At 72.1% G+C, this 16,575-nt stretch carries 16 protein-coding genes; 8 read left to right on the forward strand and 8 right to left on the reverse strand.

The window, feature by feature from the left end:
- The first annotated feature begins 424 nt into the window (after positions 1-424).
- Both ABEA93_RS22975 and ABEA93_RS22980 read left to right on the forward strand, forming a co-directional pair.
- Positions 425-1,447, forward strand: coding sequence for a hypothetical protein (locus ABEA93_RS22975; RefSeq protein ID WP_345677578.1), 1,023 nt, complete (start codon positions 425-427; stop codon positions 1,445-1,447).
- A gap of 292 nt (positions 1,448-1,739) precedes the next feature.
- Positions 1,740-2,306, forward strand: a complete 567-nt coding sequence (locus tag ABEA93_RS22980; RefSeq protein WP_345677579.1) for an NUDIX hydrolase — start codon at positions 1,740-1,742, stop codon at positions 2,304-2,306.
- A 985-nt stretch (positions 2,307-3,291) separates the two neighbouring features.
- Here ABEA93_RS22980 and ABEA93_RS22985 read toward each other — a convergent pair.
- Entirely contained in the window at positions 3,292-4,023 is a 732-nt protein-coding gene (locus ABEA93_RS22985; protein ID WP_345677580.1) for a TetR/AcrR family transcriptional regulator, read from the reverse strand.
- Positions 4,024-4,157: 134 nt separating this feature from the next.
- Between ABEA93_RS22985 and ABEA93_RS22990 the strand changes: the two genes are divergently transcribed.
- Positions 4,158-5,357, forward strand: coding sequence for an FAD-dependent monooxygenase (locus tag ABEA93_RS22990; RefSeq protein WP_345677581.1), 1,200 nt, complete (start codon positions 4,158-4,160; stop codon positions 5,355-5,357).
- 492 nt (positions 5,358-5,849) lie between these two features.
- Here ABEA93_RS22990 and ABEA93_RS22995 read toward each other — a convergent pair whose 3' ends face one another.
- Positions 5,850-6,407 carry a DUF4291 domain-containing protein gene (locus tag ABEA93_RS22995; RefSeq protein WP_345677582.1) on the reverse strand — a complete coding sequence of 186 codons (558 nt, stop codon included), beginning with the start codon at positions 6,405-6,407 and terminating at the stop codon, positions 5,850-5,852.
- A gap of 43 nt (positions 6,408-6,450) precedes the next feature.
- On the reverse strand, positions 6,451-6,687 hold the full coding sequence (locus ABEA93_RS23000; RefSeq protein ID WP_345677583.1) for a hypothetical protein: 237 nt from the start codon (positions 6,685-6,687) through the stop codon (positions 6,451-6,453).
- A gap of 433 nt (positions 6,688-7,120) precedes the next feature.
- Between ABEA93_RS23000 and ABEA93_RS23005 the strand changes: the two genes are divergently transcribed.
- Entirely contained in the window at positions 7,121-7,615 is a 495-nt protein-coding gene (locus ABEA93_RS23005) for a L,D-transpeptidase (RefSeq protein ID WP_345677584.1), read from the forward strand.
- 242 nt (positions 7,616-7,857) lie between these two features.
- The gene (locus ABEA93_RS23010; RefSeq protein WP_345677585.1) at positions 7,858-9,477 is read left to right on the forward strand and encodes an ABC transporter substrate-binding protein; all 1,620 of its coding nucleotides are present in this window, start codon (positions 7,858-7,860) and stop codon (positions 9,475-9,477) included.
- Positions 9,478-9,568: 91 nt separating this feature from the next.
- Here ABEA93_RS23010 and ABEA93_RS23015 read toward each other — a convergent pair whose 3' ends face one another.
- On the reverse strand, positions 9,569-10,393 hold the full coding sequence (locus ABEA93_RS23015; RefSeq protein ID WP_345677586.1) for an ATP-grasp domain-containing protein: 825 nt from the start codon (positions 10,391-10,393) through the stop codon (positions 9,569-9,571).
- Positions 10,394-10,756: 363 nt separating this feature from the next.
- Between ABEA93_RS23015 and ABEA93_RS23020 the strand changes: the two genes are divergently transcribed.
- Together ABEA93_RS23020 and ABEA93_RS23025 are read left to right on the forward strand one after the other, a co-directional pair.
- Positions 10,757-11,536, forward strand: coding sequence for a HipA family kinase (locus ABEA93_RS23020; protein WP_345677587.1), 780 nt, complete (start codon positions 10,757-10,759; stop codon positions 11,534-11,536).
- Positions 11,533-12,012, forward strand: coding sequence for a DUF3037 domain-containing protein (locus tag ABEA93_RS23025; RefSeq protein ID WP_345677588.1), 480 nt, complete (start codon positions 11,533-11,535; stop codon positions 12,010-12,012). Before ABEA93_RS23020 ends, ABEA93_RS23025 begins: the two co-directional genes overlap by 4 nt.
- A gap of 90 nt (positions 12,013-12,102) precedes the next feature.
- On the opposite strand, the gene ABEA93_RS23030 is transcribed toward ABEA93_RS23025, so the two are convergent.
- Together ABEA93_RS23030 and ABEA93_RS23035 are read right to left on the reverse strand one after the other, a co-directional pair.
- Positions 12,103-12,279 (reverse strand): hypothetical protein, encoded by a 177-nt coding sequence (locus tag ABEA93_RS23030; protein ID WP_345677589.1) that lies wholly within the window; start codon positions 12,277-12,279, stop codon positions 12,103-12,105.
- Between the two features lie 173 nt (positions 12,280-12,452).
- Positions 12,453-13,466: a helix-turn-helix transcriptional regulator gene (locus tag ABEA93_RS23035; protein ID WP_345677590.1), complete on the reverse strand. Its 1,014-nt coding sequence runs from the start codon at positions 13,464-13,466 to the stop codon at positions 12,453-12,455.
- Between the two features lie 103 nt (positions 13,467-13,569).
- Here ABEA93_RS23035 and ABEA93_RS23040 point away from each other — a divergent pair, with 103 nt between their 5' ends.
- Positions 13,570-15,030 carry an MFS transporter gene (locus ABEA93_RS23040; protein WP_345677591.1) on the forward strand — a complete coding sequence of 487 codons (1,461 nt, stop codon included), beginning with the start codon at positions 13,570-13,572 and terminating at the stop codon, positions 15,028-15,030.
- A gap of 13 nt (positions 15,031-15,043) precedes the next feature.
- Here ABEA93_RS23040 and ABEA93_RS23045 read toward each other — a convergent pair whose 3' ends face one another.
- Both ABEA93_RS23045 and ABEA93_RS23050 read right to left on the reverse strand, forming a co-directional pair.
- A complete protein-coding gene (locus ABEA93_RS23045; protein ID WP_345677592.1) occupies positions 15,044-15,682 on the reverse strand; it encodes an excalibur calcium-binding domain-containing protein in 639 nt (212 codons plus the stop codon).
- A 171-nt stretch (positions 15,683-15,853) separates the two neighbouring features.
- Positions 15,854-16,495 carry a hypothetical protein gene (locus tag ABEA93_RS23050; protein WP_345677593.1) on the reverse strand — a complete coding sequence of 214 codons (642 nt, stop codon included), beginning with the start codon at positions 16,493-16,495 and terminating at the stop codon, positions 15,854-15,856.
- Positions 16,496-16,575: the final 80 nt, after the last annotated feature.

Raw genomic sequence — 16,575 nt, forward strand, 5'->3', positions numbered from 1 at the left:
CGACGGCATGTGCGTCTCCCCGGGCCCCGGCCTCATCACCGGCCGGTCCGGGAAGCGCCCTCGGCCGCTCCCCTGGCGCACGCACTCCCGGAAACGGGCCGACTCGTCGAACGGCCGCGGCGGCGGTGCCGCCCCCGCCGCGGAACACGCGGACACGGCGGCGAGCAGGTCTCCTGGGAGCGGAGCGATTCCGGACCGTCGTGCGCTGTGGCTGCACGCATCGGTTCGGTGCTGTCGGGCGGTACGGCGCGGGCGCGGGAGGTCCTGTGCCGTACCGCGGGAGTCGGGTGACGCAGGCTCTAGGGTGATCACCGTGGACGAGACGACCGATACGCGACCGTGTGCCCATTGCGGGCGGCCCGTGGTGCAAAAGCCGGGGGCGGGGCGGCCGTTCCGGTACTGCCAGGACAACGACGGGGCCTGTTTGAAGGCTGCGCGCAACGCCCGGCAGCGGCAGCGGTACGCGCCGGGGCTGCCCGGGCAGGTGGCGCGTACGTGGGAGATGGTCGAGCGCATGGAGCAGCTCGCCGACGCGCTCGCCGACGCGCTGTCCGGGGAACTGAGCGCGTCGGGTGTGGAACGGCAGATCGCGGAGGTGCGTGCCGAGGCCGCGAGCCAGGTGGCCGCCGCTCACACGGGGCGGGAGGCGGCCCGCGAGGCCGAACAGTCCGCGCTCGCCGAGACCGAGGCGGCCCGCGCGGAAGCACAGCTGGCCTTCGCGGAACGCGACGAGGCGCAGGCGGCTGCCGACGCGGCGCGCGCCGAGGCCGCGGCCGCGGACACCGCGCGTGACGGTGCGCTGCTGGAGGCGGACCGCGCCGCGGAGGCGGCCGAAGCCGCACGTGCCGAGCGGGACTTGGCGGCGGCCCGCGCCGCCACCGAACGGGATGCGCGCGAGCGGGCGGAGTCGCGTGCGGCGCAGGCGCGTGACGATGCCGCGCGTGCGGCGGCGCGCGCGGACCACGCCGAGCAGGCGCGCGGCCAGGCCGAGTCCCGGGCGGAGGCTGCCGAGGCGGCGGCTCGGGAAGCAGGCGTGGAGCGTGACGCGGCGCGGTCGCGTGCCGAGGAGGCGTCCCGTGCGCGGGCCGCGGCGGAGGCGTCGGCGGCCGACGCGGAAGCGGCGCGGGGTGCGGCCGAGTCCGCGGCCCGGGACGCCCTGGCCGAGCGTGACACTGCGGTGGGGCAGGCCACGGCGGCGCGTGGGGAAGCGGAGCGGCTGGCCGCGGACGCGGCGCGGGTCCGTACGGACGCGGACGCTGCGCGTGCGGAACTCGCCGCGTTGCAGGCGCGTTTGTCGGCGACCGAGGCGGCGCTGGACACGGCTCGCGGGGAGGCCGACCGTTCGCGGACGCGGATCGAGCAGTTGACCGACCAGCTGATTCACCTGACGGCGGGGCTGACGCAGCGGGCCGCTGGGGCGGCGTCGGCGGAGGCGGGGCGGGAGTAGCCGGGGGCGGGCTTTCGGTCGCGCCGTGCGGGTCCGCGGCCCGGTCTGGGCTCGTGGCGGCGTTCGGGCTCCGAGTGGCCGTGGGCCGAGCCGGCCCCGCCTGCGGGGACGGCTTCCGATCCTGAGGACGGGACGGGGACGGGGGATCTCGATCAGCGATCGTTCTCCGGCCGCGGGTCCGACATCGAACGACCGCAGCGCGCCGCTGGTTCGGTGCGGTGGTCGGGGCGTCGGGAAGGGATCTCGGCGTGGGCGCTTGGGGCGCCCCGGGTTGCCGGTGGTGGGAGGACGTGTGACGGCTCGGGTGTTGGTGGCGGGGACGGTGCCGTGGTTGGCGTTGCCGCATCGGATGGAAGTGGTGGTGTGTGACGCGGTTCCCGACGGGTTCGCGGTGACCACGGCGTTCACGCTGGTGGTGGATGCGGTGGGGCGGACGCTGGTGACGCGGGTCGCGGTGCCGGGGCGCGTGTGGGAGGTTCCGGGCGGGCATCTGGAGCCCGGGGAGTCGCCGTGCGAGGGTGCGGCGCGGGAACTCGCGGAGGAAACGGGGTTGGAGCTGCCGTTGGACGCGTTGCGGTTGTTCGGCGGCCAGACGATCGAGCTGCTGGATGCTCCCCCGCCGGGGCACCGCTATCCGGCGCGGGACTTCCTGGCGTTCCACACCGCGCGACTCGACGGTGTCGGATCGCCGACCGCTCCCCCGTCCGGAACGGAGGCCGTGGAGGCGGCGTGGCTGTCCCCGGACGAGGTCGCGGCTCGGTGCGCGGGTGCGGCGTGGCTGCCGCTGCACGCGGCGTTGGTCGCGCACGTCGGGGTCCCGTCCGCGGGCGAGTCGCCTTCGGAGCCGCCGCAGGTTTGACCTCGTCGCCCTACGAGGCGGAACACGACGTCGTATTCCTCCCCTTCGGGGACGCAGGTGAGGACGTGGCGGAGAAGGCTCAAAGCGTCGCTGCCGGCATGCGCGAGGATGTCGTCGGCGGACTCGTCGGCACGATCGACGGCAACGAGCACGCATGCTCGCGCGGTCGTCGTGCGAGACCAGTCGCCTGGCAAGACGGCAGCACCGTCGTCGCGCGTTCAGCCGCGCCGAGTGTCGCCGACGGTGGGGCGTTTGTCCGCGAAGAACCCGGCCTTCCACGTCACGGTTCGAAGGGCGCGTGGTCCCGCGCAGACTCGCCGGCCTTCGTCCGGTTGTGCGTGTCAGCCGCTTCGACCGCGTCGTCGACGGTCAGACCGGACCGGAGCCGTTCGACGCGGACCGCCGGCACAGGGGGGCCACACCCCCGTTCGGCCAGGCCGCTCGGGAACGCCATAGTGGCTGCTCCGGGGACACCTGGGACTTTGCCGCCGACCAACACGGGAAACGCGGAGCAGCACACTGCCCGTGCCGCCGTGCCTGCGCAGATCACTCGGCGTAAGCCCCATCGAAGCCCGGCTGCGCATACCCGGCACCTGAACATGCGAGCGCAGCAGCTCCAACCGCCGGGGCCAAGTCGAAGACGCATTCCGGTGTCACGTCGACGCGCGTGGCGGTGCCGTGTCGTCGGGGATGCGCCAGGCGGCGTCTACGACGGCTGCCAGGTCGTGCCCGCGGCGTGGATCGGACAGACCTTCCGCGGTGGCCCGTTCGGCACCGGTGACGACGACAGCGGCGTGCTCGGCACCTCCACCAACCAGTGGTGGATGCCTGCCGACAGGCCGCGGCGCATGTGCGGCGTGGGGATGTTCGGCCCGTACCTGTGGCTCGCTCCGGATTCCGACGTCGTGATCGCGAAGTTCTCCGGCGGGTTGCGCACCGCACTCGGGGCGAGTGGGGGTGGGACCGCCCGGCTCCTGCGGGGGGGTTACCGGTTGCGTGCGTCGATCAGTGTGGCCAGGCCGTCGAGGATGCGGTCGAGGCCGAAGTCCCAGGCCTGGTCCTGGTCCGCGGACCCGGCTGCCGAGGCGAGGGCCGCCGTGAGGGCGGGGAACTGCTCGCCGTGTGTCTGCATCAGCTCGCCGAGCACGGCGCCGAGCTGGGCTTCGGGGTTGCCGGCAGGGCCTGCGGCGCGGGCCTGTTGGGCGATCGCCCGTACGTGACCGGAGAGCAGGAGCGCGGCGTCCATCCGTTCCGCGCCGGTCAGTCCGGTGCCGTCGAGGGCGGAGACGGCGCGTTCCATCCAGGACAGTTCCCCGGGCCCCATGACCCGCAGCCCGACGGTGGCTTCCAGCGCCCAGGGGTGCCGGCGGAAGAGCAGGAGCAGCCCGCGGGCCCAGGCGTGCAGTTGCCCGCGCCAGTCGCCGACCGGCTCGTCCGACGCCGGGTAGGGGCCGATCGCGCCGTCCACCATCAAGGCGACCAGTTCGGCCTTGCCCGGCACGTACCGGTACAGCGCCATCTTCGTGACACCCAGTTCCGCCGCGATCCGCTGCATGGAGACCTCGGCCAGGCCGCTTTCGTCGGCGACGGCGATGCCGGCGCGGGCGATGCGCGCCAGGTCGAGCGTCGGCCGGGGGCCCCGTGCGGGCTTGGGGTGCGGCCCCCACAGCAGGCGCACCGCCGCGGCCGCGGCCTCGTCGGGCTTGTCGTCGCTCACGTCGCCCTCTCCCCGGGTTCAGTCTTGTCGCGGCTCTTCAACTGTGTCTATGGTACGCAGTAATCAACAGTGTCCACCAGACACAGTTTCTCCGTGAGGGGCATCCCGTGAATCCCAGGCCTTCCGCGCAACCCGTGAACCGGAACGTCCTCATCTCCGGCGCGAGCATCGCCGGCCCGGCGCTGGCCTACTGGCTCGGACGCCACGGCTTCACCCCCACCGTCGTCGAACTCGCCCCGGCCCTGCGCAGCGGCGGCCACGCCGTCGACTTCCGCGGCGACACCCACCTGACCGTGCTGGACCGCATGGGCCTGCTCCCGAAGCTGCGCCGTCTCCGGACCGGCGGCAGCCCCATCCGCTTCGTCGACGCCACCGGCCGGACACTCCTGCATCTGCCGGCCGAGTTCGCCGGAGGCGAGATCGAGGTCCTCCGCGAAGACCTGGCCCGGCTGTTGTTCGAGCACAGCGCCCCGTATGCCGAGTACGTCTTCGGCGACTCCGTCACCGGCCTCGCCGAGACCGCGTCCGGCGTGCGGGTCGAGTTCCGCAGCGGCACCGTACGGGACTTCGACCTGGTGATCGGGGCGGACGGGCTGCACTCCAACGTCCGCCGGCTCGCGTTCGGACCGGAGCAGGACTACGTCCGCCATCTCGGCTACTACGCCGCCACCTGGCCGATGCCGGGCAACAGCTGCCCGGGGCTCGGACGAGGCTCGGTCGGCTACAGCACACCGGGCCGGTTCGTCTCCGTCGGCGCCGACCACCGCGACCCGGCGCGCGCGGGCGCGTTCGCCGTCTTCGCCTCGCCGCCCCTGCGGTACGACCGGCACGATCCCGACCGGCACAAGCAGCTGATCGCGGACGCGTTCGCGGGCCTGGGCTGGGAAGTGCCGCGCCTGATCGCCGCCCTCGAGCAGGCTCCCGACCTGTACTTCGACGCGATCAGCCGCGCGGACGTGGGCGCTTGGTCGCAGGGGCGGGTGTGCCTCGTCGGCGACGCGGCCTGCGGGGCCACCATCGGCGGCATGGGCACCGGAACCGCGATCGTCGCCGCCTACGTGCTGGCCGGCGAGCTGGCCGAGGCCCGCGGCGACCACCGGACGGCGTTCACCCGCTACGAGAGCCGGCTGCGCAGGTACGCCCAGGCCTGCCAGTCGGGCGGCGACCGCACCGCCAAGTTCCTCGCCCCCGCCACGACCACCGGCATACGGCTGCGCAACGCGCTGCTTTCCCGCCCCCTGTTCTTGAACGGCATGCTGCGGATGGGGCGGAGGATCAGCAGCACGGTGGCGCTGCCGGAGTATGCGGTCGGGTGTGGTCGCGTCGGGGGGTGAGCGGGCGGTGGTTCGGTTGTGGGGTCGTTCGGTCGGCTGGTGTGCAGCAAGGGCCACCGCGGCTCAGCGCAATTGCGTCCGTCGGGCCCGCGCATCGCGTCCGCGCCGTGCCGGGCGCCGCCGGCGCCGTCACCGCCGCATCGGCGAATTCCGAACTCTCGAGGCTGCTTTGCAGGCCTGTGCGAGGACGACCGCGTAGCGGTCCGGGCGTGCCGGGCCCGCACCTTGTGCGGTGCGCGGCTGCGCGACGCAGGGTCGCCGGGCCGGCCGCCGCGCAGGGCACCCGGATAGACCGCCCCCGGCCTGGCCGGACGCCACGAACCCGCACCGGACGAGTGCCGTTCTTCCGCGGCGACGCAAGTGCGCTCCTTCATGCTCGGCGCGGGAACCTGCCGGCACGCACCACTCCCTGCGTAATCCACGCCGCCTCCTCCGTTGCAGGCCGCGCCGTTGTTCTTCCGGAGCGTCCGCTGTCCGGAGTTGCCGCGGTCGTCAGCGTCCGGCCGTGAGGCTCGCGGGGAGGTTGGGGTACGGCCGTTCGGGTGGGAGGAGTCGGCGTGCCTGGGGGTGGCGGCCGGTGCGGAGCAGGTCGGCGATGGTGCGGGTGCGGGCGGTCAGGTCGGTGATGTCGGTGGTCCAGTCGTCGGCGTAGGCGCGGATGAGGGTGCGGCCGATGCCGACTTGGATGCTGTAGTGGTTGAGGGCGGCGCCGCGGAGGGAGCGTTCGGGGTCCCATTGGATGTGGATGTCGGCGCGGGCTACCTCCTCGGGGTGGCGGGTGGTGAGGGTGCCGTGGGTCAGGGCGTGGTCCCAGGCGGTGCGGGTGATGCGGATGGCGAGGATGCGTTCCTGGCCGGGTTTGCGGGCCCAGTTGCTGCGGTGCATGAGCCACAGGTACGAGGGTTTGATCCAGGTCATGCGGCCGAACGAGAAGGGCGGCACGAAGCGGCCGGCGGCGAGTGCGGCATCGGCGACGGCGGTGGGGTAGGCCTGGTAGACGACGATGGTGCGGGCGTCGTGGTCGGCGCGGATCGCGTACGGCGCGGTCATTCGGCGACGGTGCCAGGCCGCCGGGCAAGGGCGCGAGGGGTTTTCACGGTATGGAGGGGCGGGGGTGGTCGGTGCGGTCGCCGACCGAGTCGGAGGCGACCATCAGGGCGGCGCCGATGACGACGAGGACGATGTTGGACCACAGCAGCACGGTGCCGTGCAGGAACGGGATGTGGTGCAGGACCGTCCACAACCGGAACCAGCCGAAGAAGTGGTGCACGATGCCGCCCAGGCCGATGACGGCCAGGACGAATCCGGCGGTTTCCAGGAGCTTTTTCATGGTTCCATGCTGGCCGCGGGGCGGGGTGGCGACTACGGCCGCAGGTCGACGAGTGGACCGACGAAAGTAGCAGGGCGGATCGCCGATGGAGGCCCCCGTCGAGCCCCGGGCCGGCCGCGGCCCGCCGGTCGCCCGTCTCGGCACCACACCCGACTCGCTTCCGTCGGCCTCCGCAAAGGCTCCGCCCGCCTTGGGTCCGGCGCCGCCCCGCCTCTCCCTCCTGCCCCGGCCTCGGCCTCGGCCTCGGTCTCGGTCTCGGCCGGATCGCGCCGCCGACTGGCCGAACGTCATCCTCGCGGGTGAACGCCGAGGTGCGTCACGTCGGTTCGGGCCGCGATGCTGGTGGCCTTTCCGGCCGGGGCCGCCTCGGGTGGCTGTTCCGAGGCCGGGATCGTGGTGTCGGTTGCGAGTGCGAGTTTTGGAGTTGTTGCCCATGCGTCTCGTTGCGCGTTCCGCGGCTCGGCCGTGGCGTCATGCGCTGGTTTCGGCTTCGGTGGCCGGGGCGTTGGTGTTCGCGTTGGCTCCGGCGGCGGAGGCGGCGTCGTCCCCGCCGCAGTCGTGTCCGCGCGGGTATGTGCGGATCGTGTGTGTGGATTTGACCCACCAGACGATGTGGGTGCAGGACAAGGCCGGCAAGCGGACGTTCGGGCCCGTGCCGATCCGCAGCGGCCGCAAGGCTTTTCCCACGCGTGCGGGGATGAAGAAGATCTACGCCAAGAAGGTCAAGGAGTGGTCGACGCTGTACAACGTGTCGATGCCGTATTCGCAGTACTTCGACGGCGGGCAGGCGTTCCACGCGTACGCGGGCGCGATGTCGGATCCGCCGGGGTCGCACGGCTGCGTGAACATGCGCTACTCGGATGCGAAGGCGTTGTTCTCGGTGACGCGCACTGGTGACCAGGTGTACATCTGGGGCCGCAAACCGTAGCCTCCGCCCCCTTGGGACCGCTGTCGGGCCCGGAATCGGTGCCGATTCCGGGCCCACGGGCTGGCACGGCGTGCCAACAACTGCCCGCATCCGCGCGGGACCTGGACTTCTGACGCTCCGTCAGTTAGGCATGCCCGAACAGTTGAGAGCGCGGCTCCTGCGGCATGCCACGGAAACGGAATATCCGGTTCCGTTTCTGTCGCGTCCCCGACCGCGTGCGCCAGCTCCCGGAAGGACGTCCCATGCACCACGCACCGACCCCACGCCGCCGCAAGCGCAGAGCAGGCGCCCTGGCCGCCGGCGTGGCCGCCCTCGCCCTCGTCGCCACCGCCTGCGGCGGAGGCGGCAGCAGCAAGAACAGCGGCAGCCCGGCCGGCGCCGAAGCCGCCGCGACCGCGGCCGCGAAGCCCGGCGGCTCCCTCGAGATCATCGCCGTCACCGACATGGCCAAGATCGACCCGTTCGGCGCGATCAGCAACTACTACGTCGACAGCTCGCGCCTGAACGCCATCTACGACTCGCTCTTCTACAGCGAGCCGAAGACCGGAAAAGCGATTCCGCAGACCGGCGAAAGCCTCACCGCGGACCCCACCGGCACCGTGTGGACGCTCAAGATCAAGCCCAACATCAAGTTCACCGACGGCACCCCCTACGACGCCGCCGCCGTGAAGTGGACCTGGGACGAGCACAAGAACCCCGAACGGCGCTCCCTCGTCGCCGGCGCCGCCGCCCCGATCGCCTCCACCGAGGTCGTCGACCCGCTGACCCTCAAGGTCACCCTCAAGGCACCCAACGCCAACTTCGACCGCGTCGTCGCCTCGTCGCTCGCGTTCATCCCCTCGCCGACCGCACTGCAGAAAGACCCGCAGGGCTTCGCCGCGCACCCGGTCGGCGCCGGACCGTTCACCATCAGCGAATGGGTCCGCGACAGCCACATGACCCTCGCCAAGAACCCCACCTACTGGCAGGGTCCGAGCAAGCCGCTCCTGGACAAGGTCACCTTCCGCGTCCTCAGCGACAGCGAGCAGGCCCTCAACGGCATAGCCGCCGGCCGCGGCGACCTGAAGGTCACCGTCAGCTCCACCGACGCCGCCAAGGCCAAGGACCGCGGACTCGGCATCACCCAGGTCCCCGTCATCGTCGGCGAAGCCATCGTCTTCAACGCCTCGCGCCCGCCGTTCGACGACCCGCGCGCCCGCAAGGCCGTCGCCCTCGCCCTCGACCCGAACGACATCAACAAGATCGCGTTCACCAACCAGGGCGTCCCCGGCACCAGCATCTTCCCCAGCGACAGCCCCCTCGTCGCCCCCGGAACCCCCGGCATGCCCGCCGCCAACCGCGCCGAAGCCCAACGCCTCCTCGACGAACTCGCCGCCGAAGGCAAGCCGCTGAGCTTCACCTACCTGCTCCCGCAGAACAACCAGGCAGGCAAGACCGGCGAATACATCCTCACCCAGCTGAACACCCTCAAGAACATCAGCGTCAAGACCGAGACCCAGGCGATCGTCACGTACACCAACACGGTCCGCGTGCAGCGCAACTTCCAGGCCGCGATGCACAACTGGACGGTCTCCGACGTCGAACCGACGGTGTACAGCTACCTGTACTCCTCCAGCCCCAGCAACTTCCTCTCCTACAAGAACCCACAGGCCGACGCCGCCCTCGACCAGGGCCGCAAGACCAGCGACCCGGCGCAGCGCCAAGCCGCGTACACCGAACTGGCCAAGCAGCTCGCCCAGGACGTGCCCCTGTGGCCGTACCAGGAAGGCCGCATCACCGCCTACTTCGGCAAGAACACCGCAGGACTCCTGCTGAGCAACGACGGCGTGCTCATCATGGACCGCCTGGGACGCCGGGGCTGACCCCGGCACACCCCACAGGCACACGCCCCGGGGGCGCGGTCACCGACCGCGCCCCCGCGGCATGCCCGGGCACCGCGCCCACCGCAGGCCTTCAGCCCTCCACGACCGCCGCCGCACGCACGAAGCCCGCGTCACGGGCACGCACTTCCCCCGCCGGACCGGCCGCGCGCAGCACCACCTCCAGCACGGCGTCCGGATCGCACGCATACCCGCCGGAAGCCCACGCGGCGTTCGCCTCCACCACCGCCCACCCGCCGCCACCGGCCCTCCGCGGCAGGCCCGGCTCCACCGCGCCGGTGCGCCCGACGTCGACGACCACCGCACTCGGCAACCGTGCCGCCTCCGCGTCCAGCACGCGTTGCGCGAACGCCCACGCGTCCGCACCCTCCGGACACTCGTCCGCGGGCGCCACCGCCAGATCGCCTTCCACGGCGTACCGGCTCACCGCAACCACCCGCCCGTCGAGGCAGAACGCCCGGAACTCCGCACCGAAGCGCACCACATCCGACACCAAAACAAGCGTGTCCGCGTCGACCAGCTCCGGCGACGGCAACGCACCGGCATCCGCATACACGCGGGCCGCGAACAGCTTCTCGTTCGGCGGCTTCACGAACAGCGGACCCGCGAACCCGGCCCGCAACTCCGCCGCCGTCGCTGCCCACACCCGCCGCCCCAGGAACTCCGCAGGCACACCCGGCAGCCACGTCTCCGGCACCTCCAGCAGCGCAACACCCAGGGCGCCGGCCACCGCATCGGCGAACAACGGACCCGCGTACACATGCGCCGCCACACCGCGCAGCTCCGGCGGAACACGCCAGCCGGACAAACGCTCGGCACGCATGCCGCGGCGCAGCGCGGCACCCACCAGCTGCCGGTCGGTTTCGGTACTGCGCGGAGCCAGGACGAGGACGGACATGGCGCCAGGGTGACGGACACGGCCTGGCGGGGAAAGCGAAATTGCGGGGCTGCCGCAGGGTCCGCCATGGGAAAGCACCCCACGGGCACCGGCTGCGACGGCGCGGCCCGACGGACCGCCCATGACGCGGCAGGAAAGCCCACCCCGCCCGACGTCCGAAGCTACCCGCCGCCGCGAACCGGCGCGCCCGAGGGTTTCGTTCACTCCCGCACTCGGCGCTCGGCACCTCCCTCACCGCAGGACCGGCACAGCCGCCGGCCTGGCACCGCCACCGCGGTACCTCGGCCCGGTCCCCGCTCCCCCGCCACCGACCCGCCCCCGCGGCGGTATCAAGATCACCCCGGAACGCCCTAGGCTGGCCTCGTGCTCCCCCTCGTCCACGCCATCCGCTACGTCACGCCGCTACGCGAAGGCGGCTCGCTGCCCGGCATCGTCGAAGCCGACGACCTCGGCACGTACGTCGCCAAGTTCCGCGGCGCCGGCCAGGGCCCCAAAGTCCTGGTCGCCGAAGTCGTCGTCGGCGAACTCGCGCGCCGGCTCGGTCTGCGCGTGCCCGACCTCGTCGGTCTCGAGATCGACCCGGTGATCGGCCGCAGCGAGCCCGACGAGGAGGTCCAGGACCTGCTGCAGGCGTCCGGCGGGCTGAACCTCGGCATGGACTTCCTGCCGGGCGCGGTCGGCTTCGACCCGGCCGCGTGGGAGCCGGACCCGGTCACCGCGGCACGCGTGCTGTGGCTCGACGCGTTCACCAGCAACGTCGACCGCACATGGCGCAACCCGAACCTGCTGGTGTGGCACGGCGAGCTGTGGCTCATCGACCACGGCGCCGCCCTGTGGTTCCACCACGCCTGGTCGGCGGCGAAGGCCGCCGCCGCGCGGCCCTACGACGCGTCCGACCACGTGCTCGCCCCGACCGCGGCCGGGCACCTGCACGACGCCGACAAGGTCCTCGCCCCGCAGATCACCCCCGAGCTGCTGGCCGAGGTCACCGCCCTCGTCCCCGACGCCTGGCTGCAACCCGGCGACAACGAGATCGCGCTCGGCCTCGACTCCCCCGACGCGCTCCGCGCCGCATACTCCGACCACCTGCTCGCACGGATCGACCACCGTGCGGCCTGGCTCCCCGAGGTCGATGCCGCATGACCTCCACGCCCACCACCCCCGGTGTCCCGGACCTTCCCGCCACCGTCCCCGCGGCCGCGCCCGCCGCGGCCCCGCTGACCGCCGAAGCCCCGGCCCGGCCTCGCGAGTTCTTCGAGTACGCGCTGATCCGGCTCATCCCCCGCGTCGACCGCGGCGAATGCATCAACGCCGGCGTCGTCCTCTACAGCCAGGCGTTCGACTTCCTCGGCGCACGCACCCACCTCGACGTGGCCCGCCTCGGCGTACTCGACCCCGCCGCGGACACCGTGCAGACCCGCGCCGCGCTCGCCGCCTGGGAACTCGTCTGCGCCGGCGCGCCCGGCGCCGGACCCGCGGGCACCGAACCGCTCGGCCGCCGCTTCCGCTGGCTCACGGCGCCGCGCAGCGCCGTCGTCCAGCCCGGGCCCGTACACGGCGGCCTCACCGCCAACCCGGCCGCCGAACTCGACCGCTTGTTCGACCTGCTCGTGCTGTGACCCCCGGAAGACCGGCGGCCCGCGGGCCTGGGAACGCCGCCGGACGGGCTCCCGGCCGACGTGGACGATCGTTTCTGCGGAGGGTCGCCGTCAGTCGCGTTCGGTGACCAGAAAGACCGCCGAAACGATCGCCATCACACTCCAGCCGAACCACATCCACGGAGCCGGTTCGTACAACGCGCTGTACAACGACGCAATCACCAAATAGACAAGCGTGCAGATCACAAGGCCGCGCGTCTGCGAGCCTGGGGTGACACCGGTGGCCATGGGCCCTCCCCGGAAACAGCGGCTGACGGGCCGGGACGCGGCCCCTTGCCATGTCTTTGCAGGCTAGCGCGCCAACCCGCCACGACGGCACCGATCCGAAGATGTCACCCCGCAGTGTCGCCGCACCATCCGCACCCCGACACCGCCCCACCGCGGCCCGACCGCACACCGGCTCACACCATCGTCACCGCAGCCGACACCCCCGGCGCCACCCCCGCCGCACCATCCGCATCCGGACCCACCGGATTCCGATACCGCCGATACCCATGCTCCGGACACCCCGTCCGCAACCACGGAACCGACCGCAAACGCAGCAACTCCGCACGCGTCGCCTCGTCCACCGACGTGTACACCGTCATCCGCGTCTCCGGAACCGCCAACGCCATCTGCGTCGACATCAACCGCAACTCCCCCAAATCCGGATGCCGCATCCGCTTCACATGCGACTCCGCCGCCGCCACATCCTGACGCGCCCACATCGCCGCGAAATCCCCACTCGCCGCACACAACCGCGCCACAAAAGCCGACCACGCCGGCTCCCCGATATGCCGCCCGAACGCCGGCCGCAACGACGCCACCAACCGCGGCATCTCCGCCGGCGCATCCACAAACGGACTACAACACAACGCCCCCGTAAACACATGCCACATCACATTGCACTCACCACGCGGAGCCATCGTCACCGACGGAAACAGCGCCGCATACGACGCATTCCACGCCAGCACATCCCACCGCGCGTTGTACACCGCCGCCGGCAACGGATCCAACGCCGCCAAAATCACCGGCACTTCCACCGACACACAATCCCCCACCTCCGGCAACGCCACCGAAGGAATCCCCGCCAACCGATACAAGTGCTCCCGCTCCGGCACATCCATCCGCAACGTCCGCGCCACCGCATCCAACACCTGCGCACTCGCCTTGATCGGCCGCCCCTGCTCCAACCACGTGTACCAAGTCACCCCCACACCGGCCAACTGCGCGACCTCCTCACGCCGCAAACCCGGCGTACGACGACGCGACCCCACCGGCAACCCCACCTCCGCCGGACCGATCCGCTCCCGCCGCGACCGCAAAAACGCCGACAACTCACCCCGACGCACCACATGCCCCGCCACCGGCACATCCCCACCAACCGCCGACCCCACCACCGAACCCGACGCCACGCCACGCTCACCCGCACTCATGCCGGCCATCCTCACCCACCCAGGACCCGCCATCCAGGTACCACCCATACCCGGATAACCGCACTCCTGTTACCGGTACCCGCCACCCGCAAAAGTGGCCGCCATGACCACCCTCACCACCCCACCCACCCCCACCACCACACCACCACGCACCCGCCCCGCACTCCTCCTCACCGCCGTCCTCACCGGCCAATTCATGGCCCTCCTCGACGTCTCCGTCGTCAACGTCGCCGGCCCCACCCTCCGCACCGACCTCCACGCCACCGGATCCGCACTCCAACTCGTCGTCTCCGGCTACACCATCGCCTACGCCGCCCTCATCGTCACCGGCGCCCGACTCGGCCGCACCCTCGGCACCCGACGCCTCTTCCTCACCGGACTCGCCGTCTTCACCGCCGCATCCCTCGCCTGCGGCCTCGCCCCCGGCACCGGCACCCTCATCACCGCCCGCGCCATCCAAGGCACCGGAGCAGCGCTGATGGTCCCCCAAGTCCTCGTCTTCATCCAACGCACCTTCGACGGCACCGCCCGAGCCCGCGCCCTCGGCCTCTACGCCGCCGTCATCGCCGGAGGCGCCGTCGCCGGCCAAATCCTCGGCGGCCTCCTCGTCAGCGCCGACCTCTTCGGCTGGTCCTGGCGCCCCGTCTTCCTCGTCAACGTCCCCGTCGGACTAGCCCTCCTCGCCCTCACCCCCCGACTCCTCCCCGACGACACCCCCGCACCCACCACCACCCGAACCCGCCTACGAGGCCTCGACCTCCCCGGACTCCTCGTCGTCTCCCCCGCCATGCTCCTCACGGTTGTCCCCCTCGTCCTCGGCCACGAACACGGCTGGCCCCTCTGGGGATGGCTCTCCATAGCCGCCGGCGGCATCCTCTTCGCCGCCTTCGCCCGCATCGAACACACCACCGAAAAACACGGCGGCACACCCCTCGTCTCCGGCCGCCTCCTCCGCACCCCAGGCGTCACCCCCGCAGCCGTCACCCTGCTGCTCACCATGACCGCCTACGCCGGATTCCTCTTCACCCTCGCCCTCTACCTCCAAGGCACCGGCCCCGCCGGACACGACAACGGACGCGGCTACACCGCCCTCCACGCCGGACTCGTCTTCGTCTCCGGCGCCGCCGCCTTCGCCCTCGTCAGCCTCAACTGGCAGAAAACCCCGGCACGCCTCCACGCCCTGCTCCCGGCACTCGCCATGCCCGTGGTCGCCGCCGCCTACCTCGCCCTCGGCTGGGCCCAACACGAACACGCCAACCAAGCCGTCATCATGGTCGCCCTCGCCGCCGTCGGCATCCCCCTCGGCGCCGCCTACAGCCCCGTCATGGCCCTCGGCCTCCGCAAAGTCGCACCCGGCGACGCCCCGGACGCAGGCGGGCTCCTCGCCACCGTCACCCAATTCGGGCAAGTCCTCGGCGTCGCCGTCTTCGGCAGCCTCTACCTCGGCCAAGCCGGCAACGGCGCCGGCCACGCCGCATGGATCACCGCACTCGGCATGGCCGCCGCATCCCTCGCGGCCACCGCATCAGCCGCCGTCCTCCACCACGGCACCCGCCACGCCTGACCCAACCCGCGACTCAGCCGCGGTCGCACGCCACCCCGTCGCCGTCCCGGTCCAACATCCGCGAATACCCAGGCTCCCCGACATGCAGCGGCGCCGCACCGGCCGCCCGCGCCTCCGCACAGTTCCGGTAGAACACGATCGTCGTCGGGAACGGGTTCTTCGTGGTCGGACGCGGATCCGGCCGCGTCGGCTCGTTCCTCGGCGGCGTCGTCACCCCACCCGTCGACGACGCCTTCGTCGGCGCACCCGTCGGCTTCTGCGCACTCACCGTCGGCTGCGCGAGGCAATTCTCCTTGCTCGGCACCGCACCGAAATCGACCTTGTCCTGCACACTCGACGGACCCGGCTTCGGCGTCTGGTCGCACACCTTCCACGTCTTGTCCGGCACCGGCGCCCGATTCTTCCCGACCGCATCGTGATAGCCGATCGACGCGAACCCCAACTGCTTCGCCGTCGCCGTCGCCGTCGCCAAATCCTTCCCGGTCAAATCGGGAAGCTCCACCATCGCCTGCGCCCCGCCCTGCCCGGGAGTGTCCTTCGCAGCCGTTTTGGGCGTCGCCTTCGACCCGCCCGAACCACCACTGCACCCGGCCAAAAGCAACGTCGAAGCGGCTATCAGCACCGCCGCCTTGCCTGCGGCATGGTCACGCATCGTCTGCATCTCCTCGTACCACTGTCGGTCCCGGAGGCCCCGGAACCGCCCGGGGGCCGCCCGTCACACCGGGCCGTCCGCAAACCCTAGCGACGCCGCCACCCGCCCCGCCCGGGCACCCGGCCCCACACATCCCCTCCCAAGACGCGCCGACCCCCGCCGCCGGATCCGTCAATCCGCGGAACGCGGCACAGCGCCCCGGCTTGTCCGCGATGTCCCCGAACGGAACGACGGATCACGCTCGGCCGGATCACCCGGGGAGCAGATGACGCGCGAGGAGCACGCCCGAACGGCGGTCCTCGATACAGAGGTCGACGCGGCCGTGGATACGCCCTCGCCACCAGGACGGGGGCTCGCGAGAGCGTCCACGGCGTCCACCGGCAAGCCTTCCGGAACGAAGGTCCGGTCGAGCACGAACTCGACGGCGGTGCCATGCCCTTCGGCAGGGCCGAAATCGGTGAGCCCGGTACCGCGCCGGTAGCCCGAGTCGAGCCGATAAGCGCGACCGAGATGGCGCAGCGGGACCGTCACCGCCGAGCACAATGCGATCGGAACCGCCAAGCCCACACCGCGGGGCGGGTTCCTGCCTGCGAACAGTTGGCGGAACATCGCCACCGCGCACGGGGTTCCGTCGGCGCGGGGCTGTGCCGGCAATCCAGGGCCGTCGTCGGCGGGGAAGCGGTCGTCCGACGCGATTACGACGCCGACGTGCAGCACCGGTCCGACGGGCTGTTCGCACAGCGCATCGTCGACGGCGCGCCGCAGCACGTGGAGCGGCAGCAGCGGGTCGTCCCGTTCCGCACCGAAGAACATCCCGGTGCGCCGCCGCACGACCTCGTGCACGTCCGCGAGAACGACGATGTCGCGGGCGCGGCAGCGGGGTTCCTCGGGAG

The organism is Yinghuangia aomiensis (assembly GCF_039542225.1).
Lineage (GTDB): Bacteria > Actinomycetota > Actinomycetes > Streptomycetales > Streptomycetaceae > Yinghuangia > Yinghuangia aomiensis.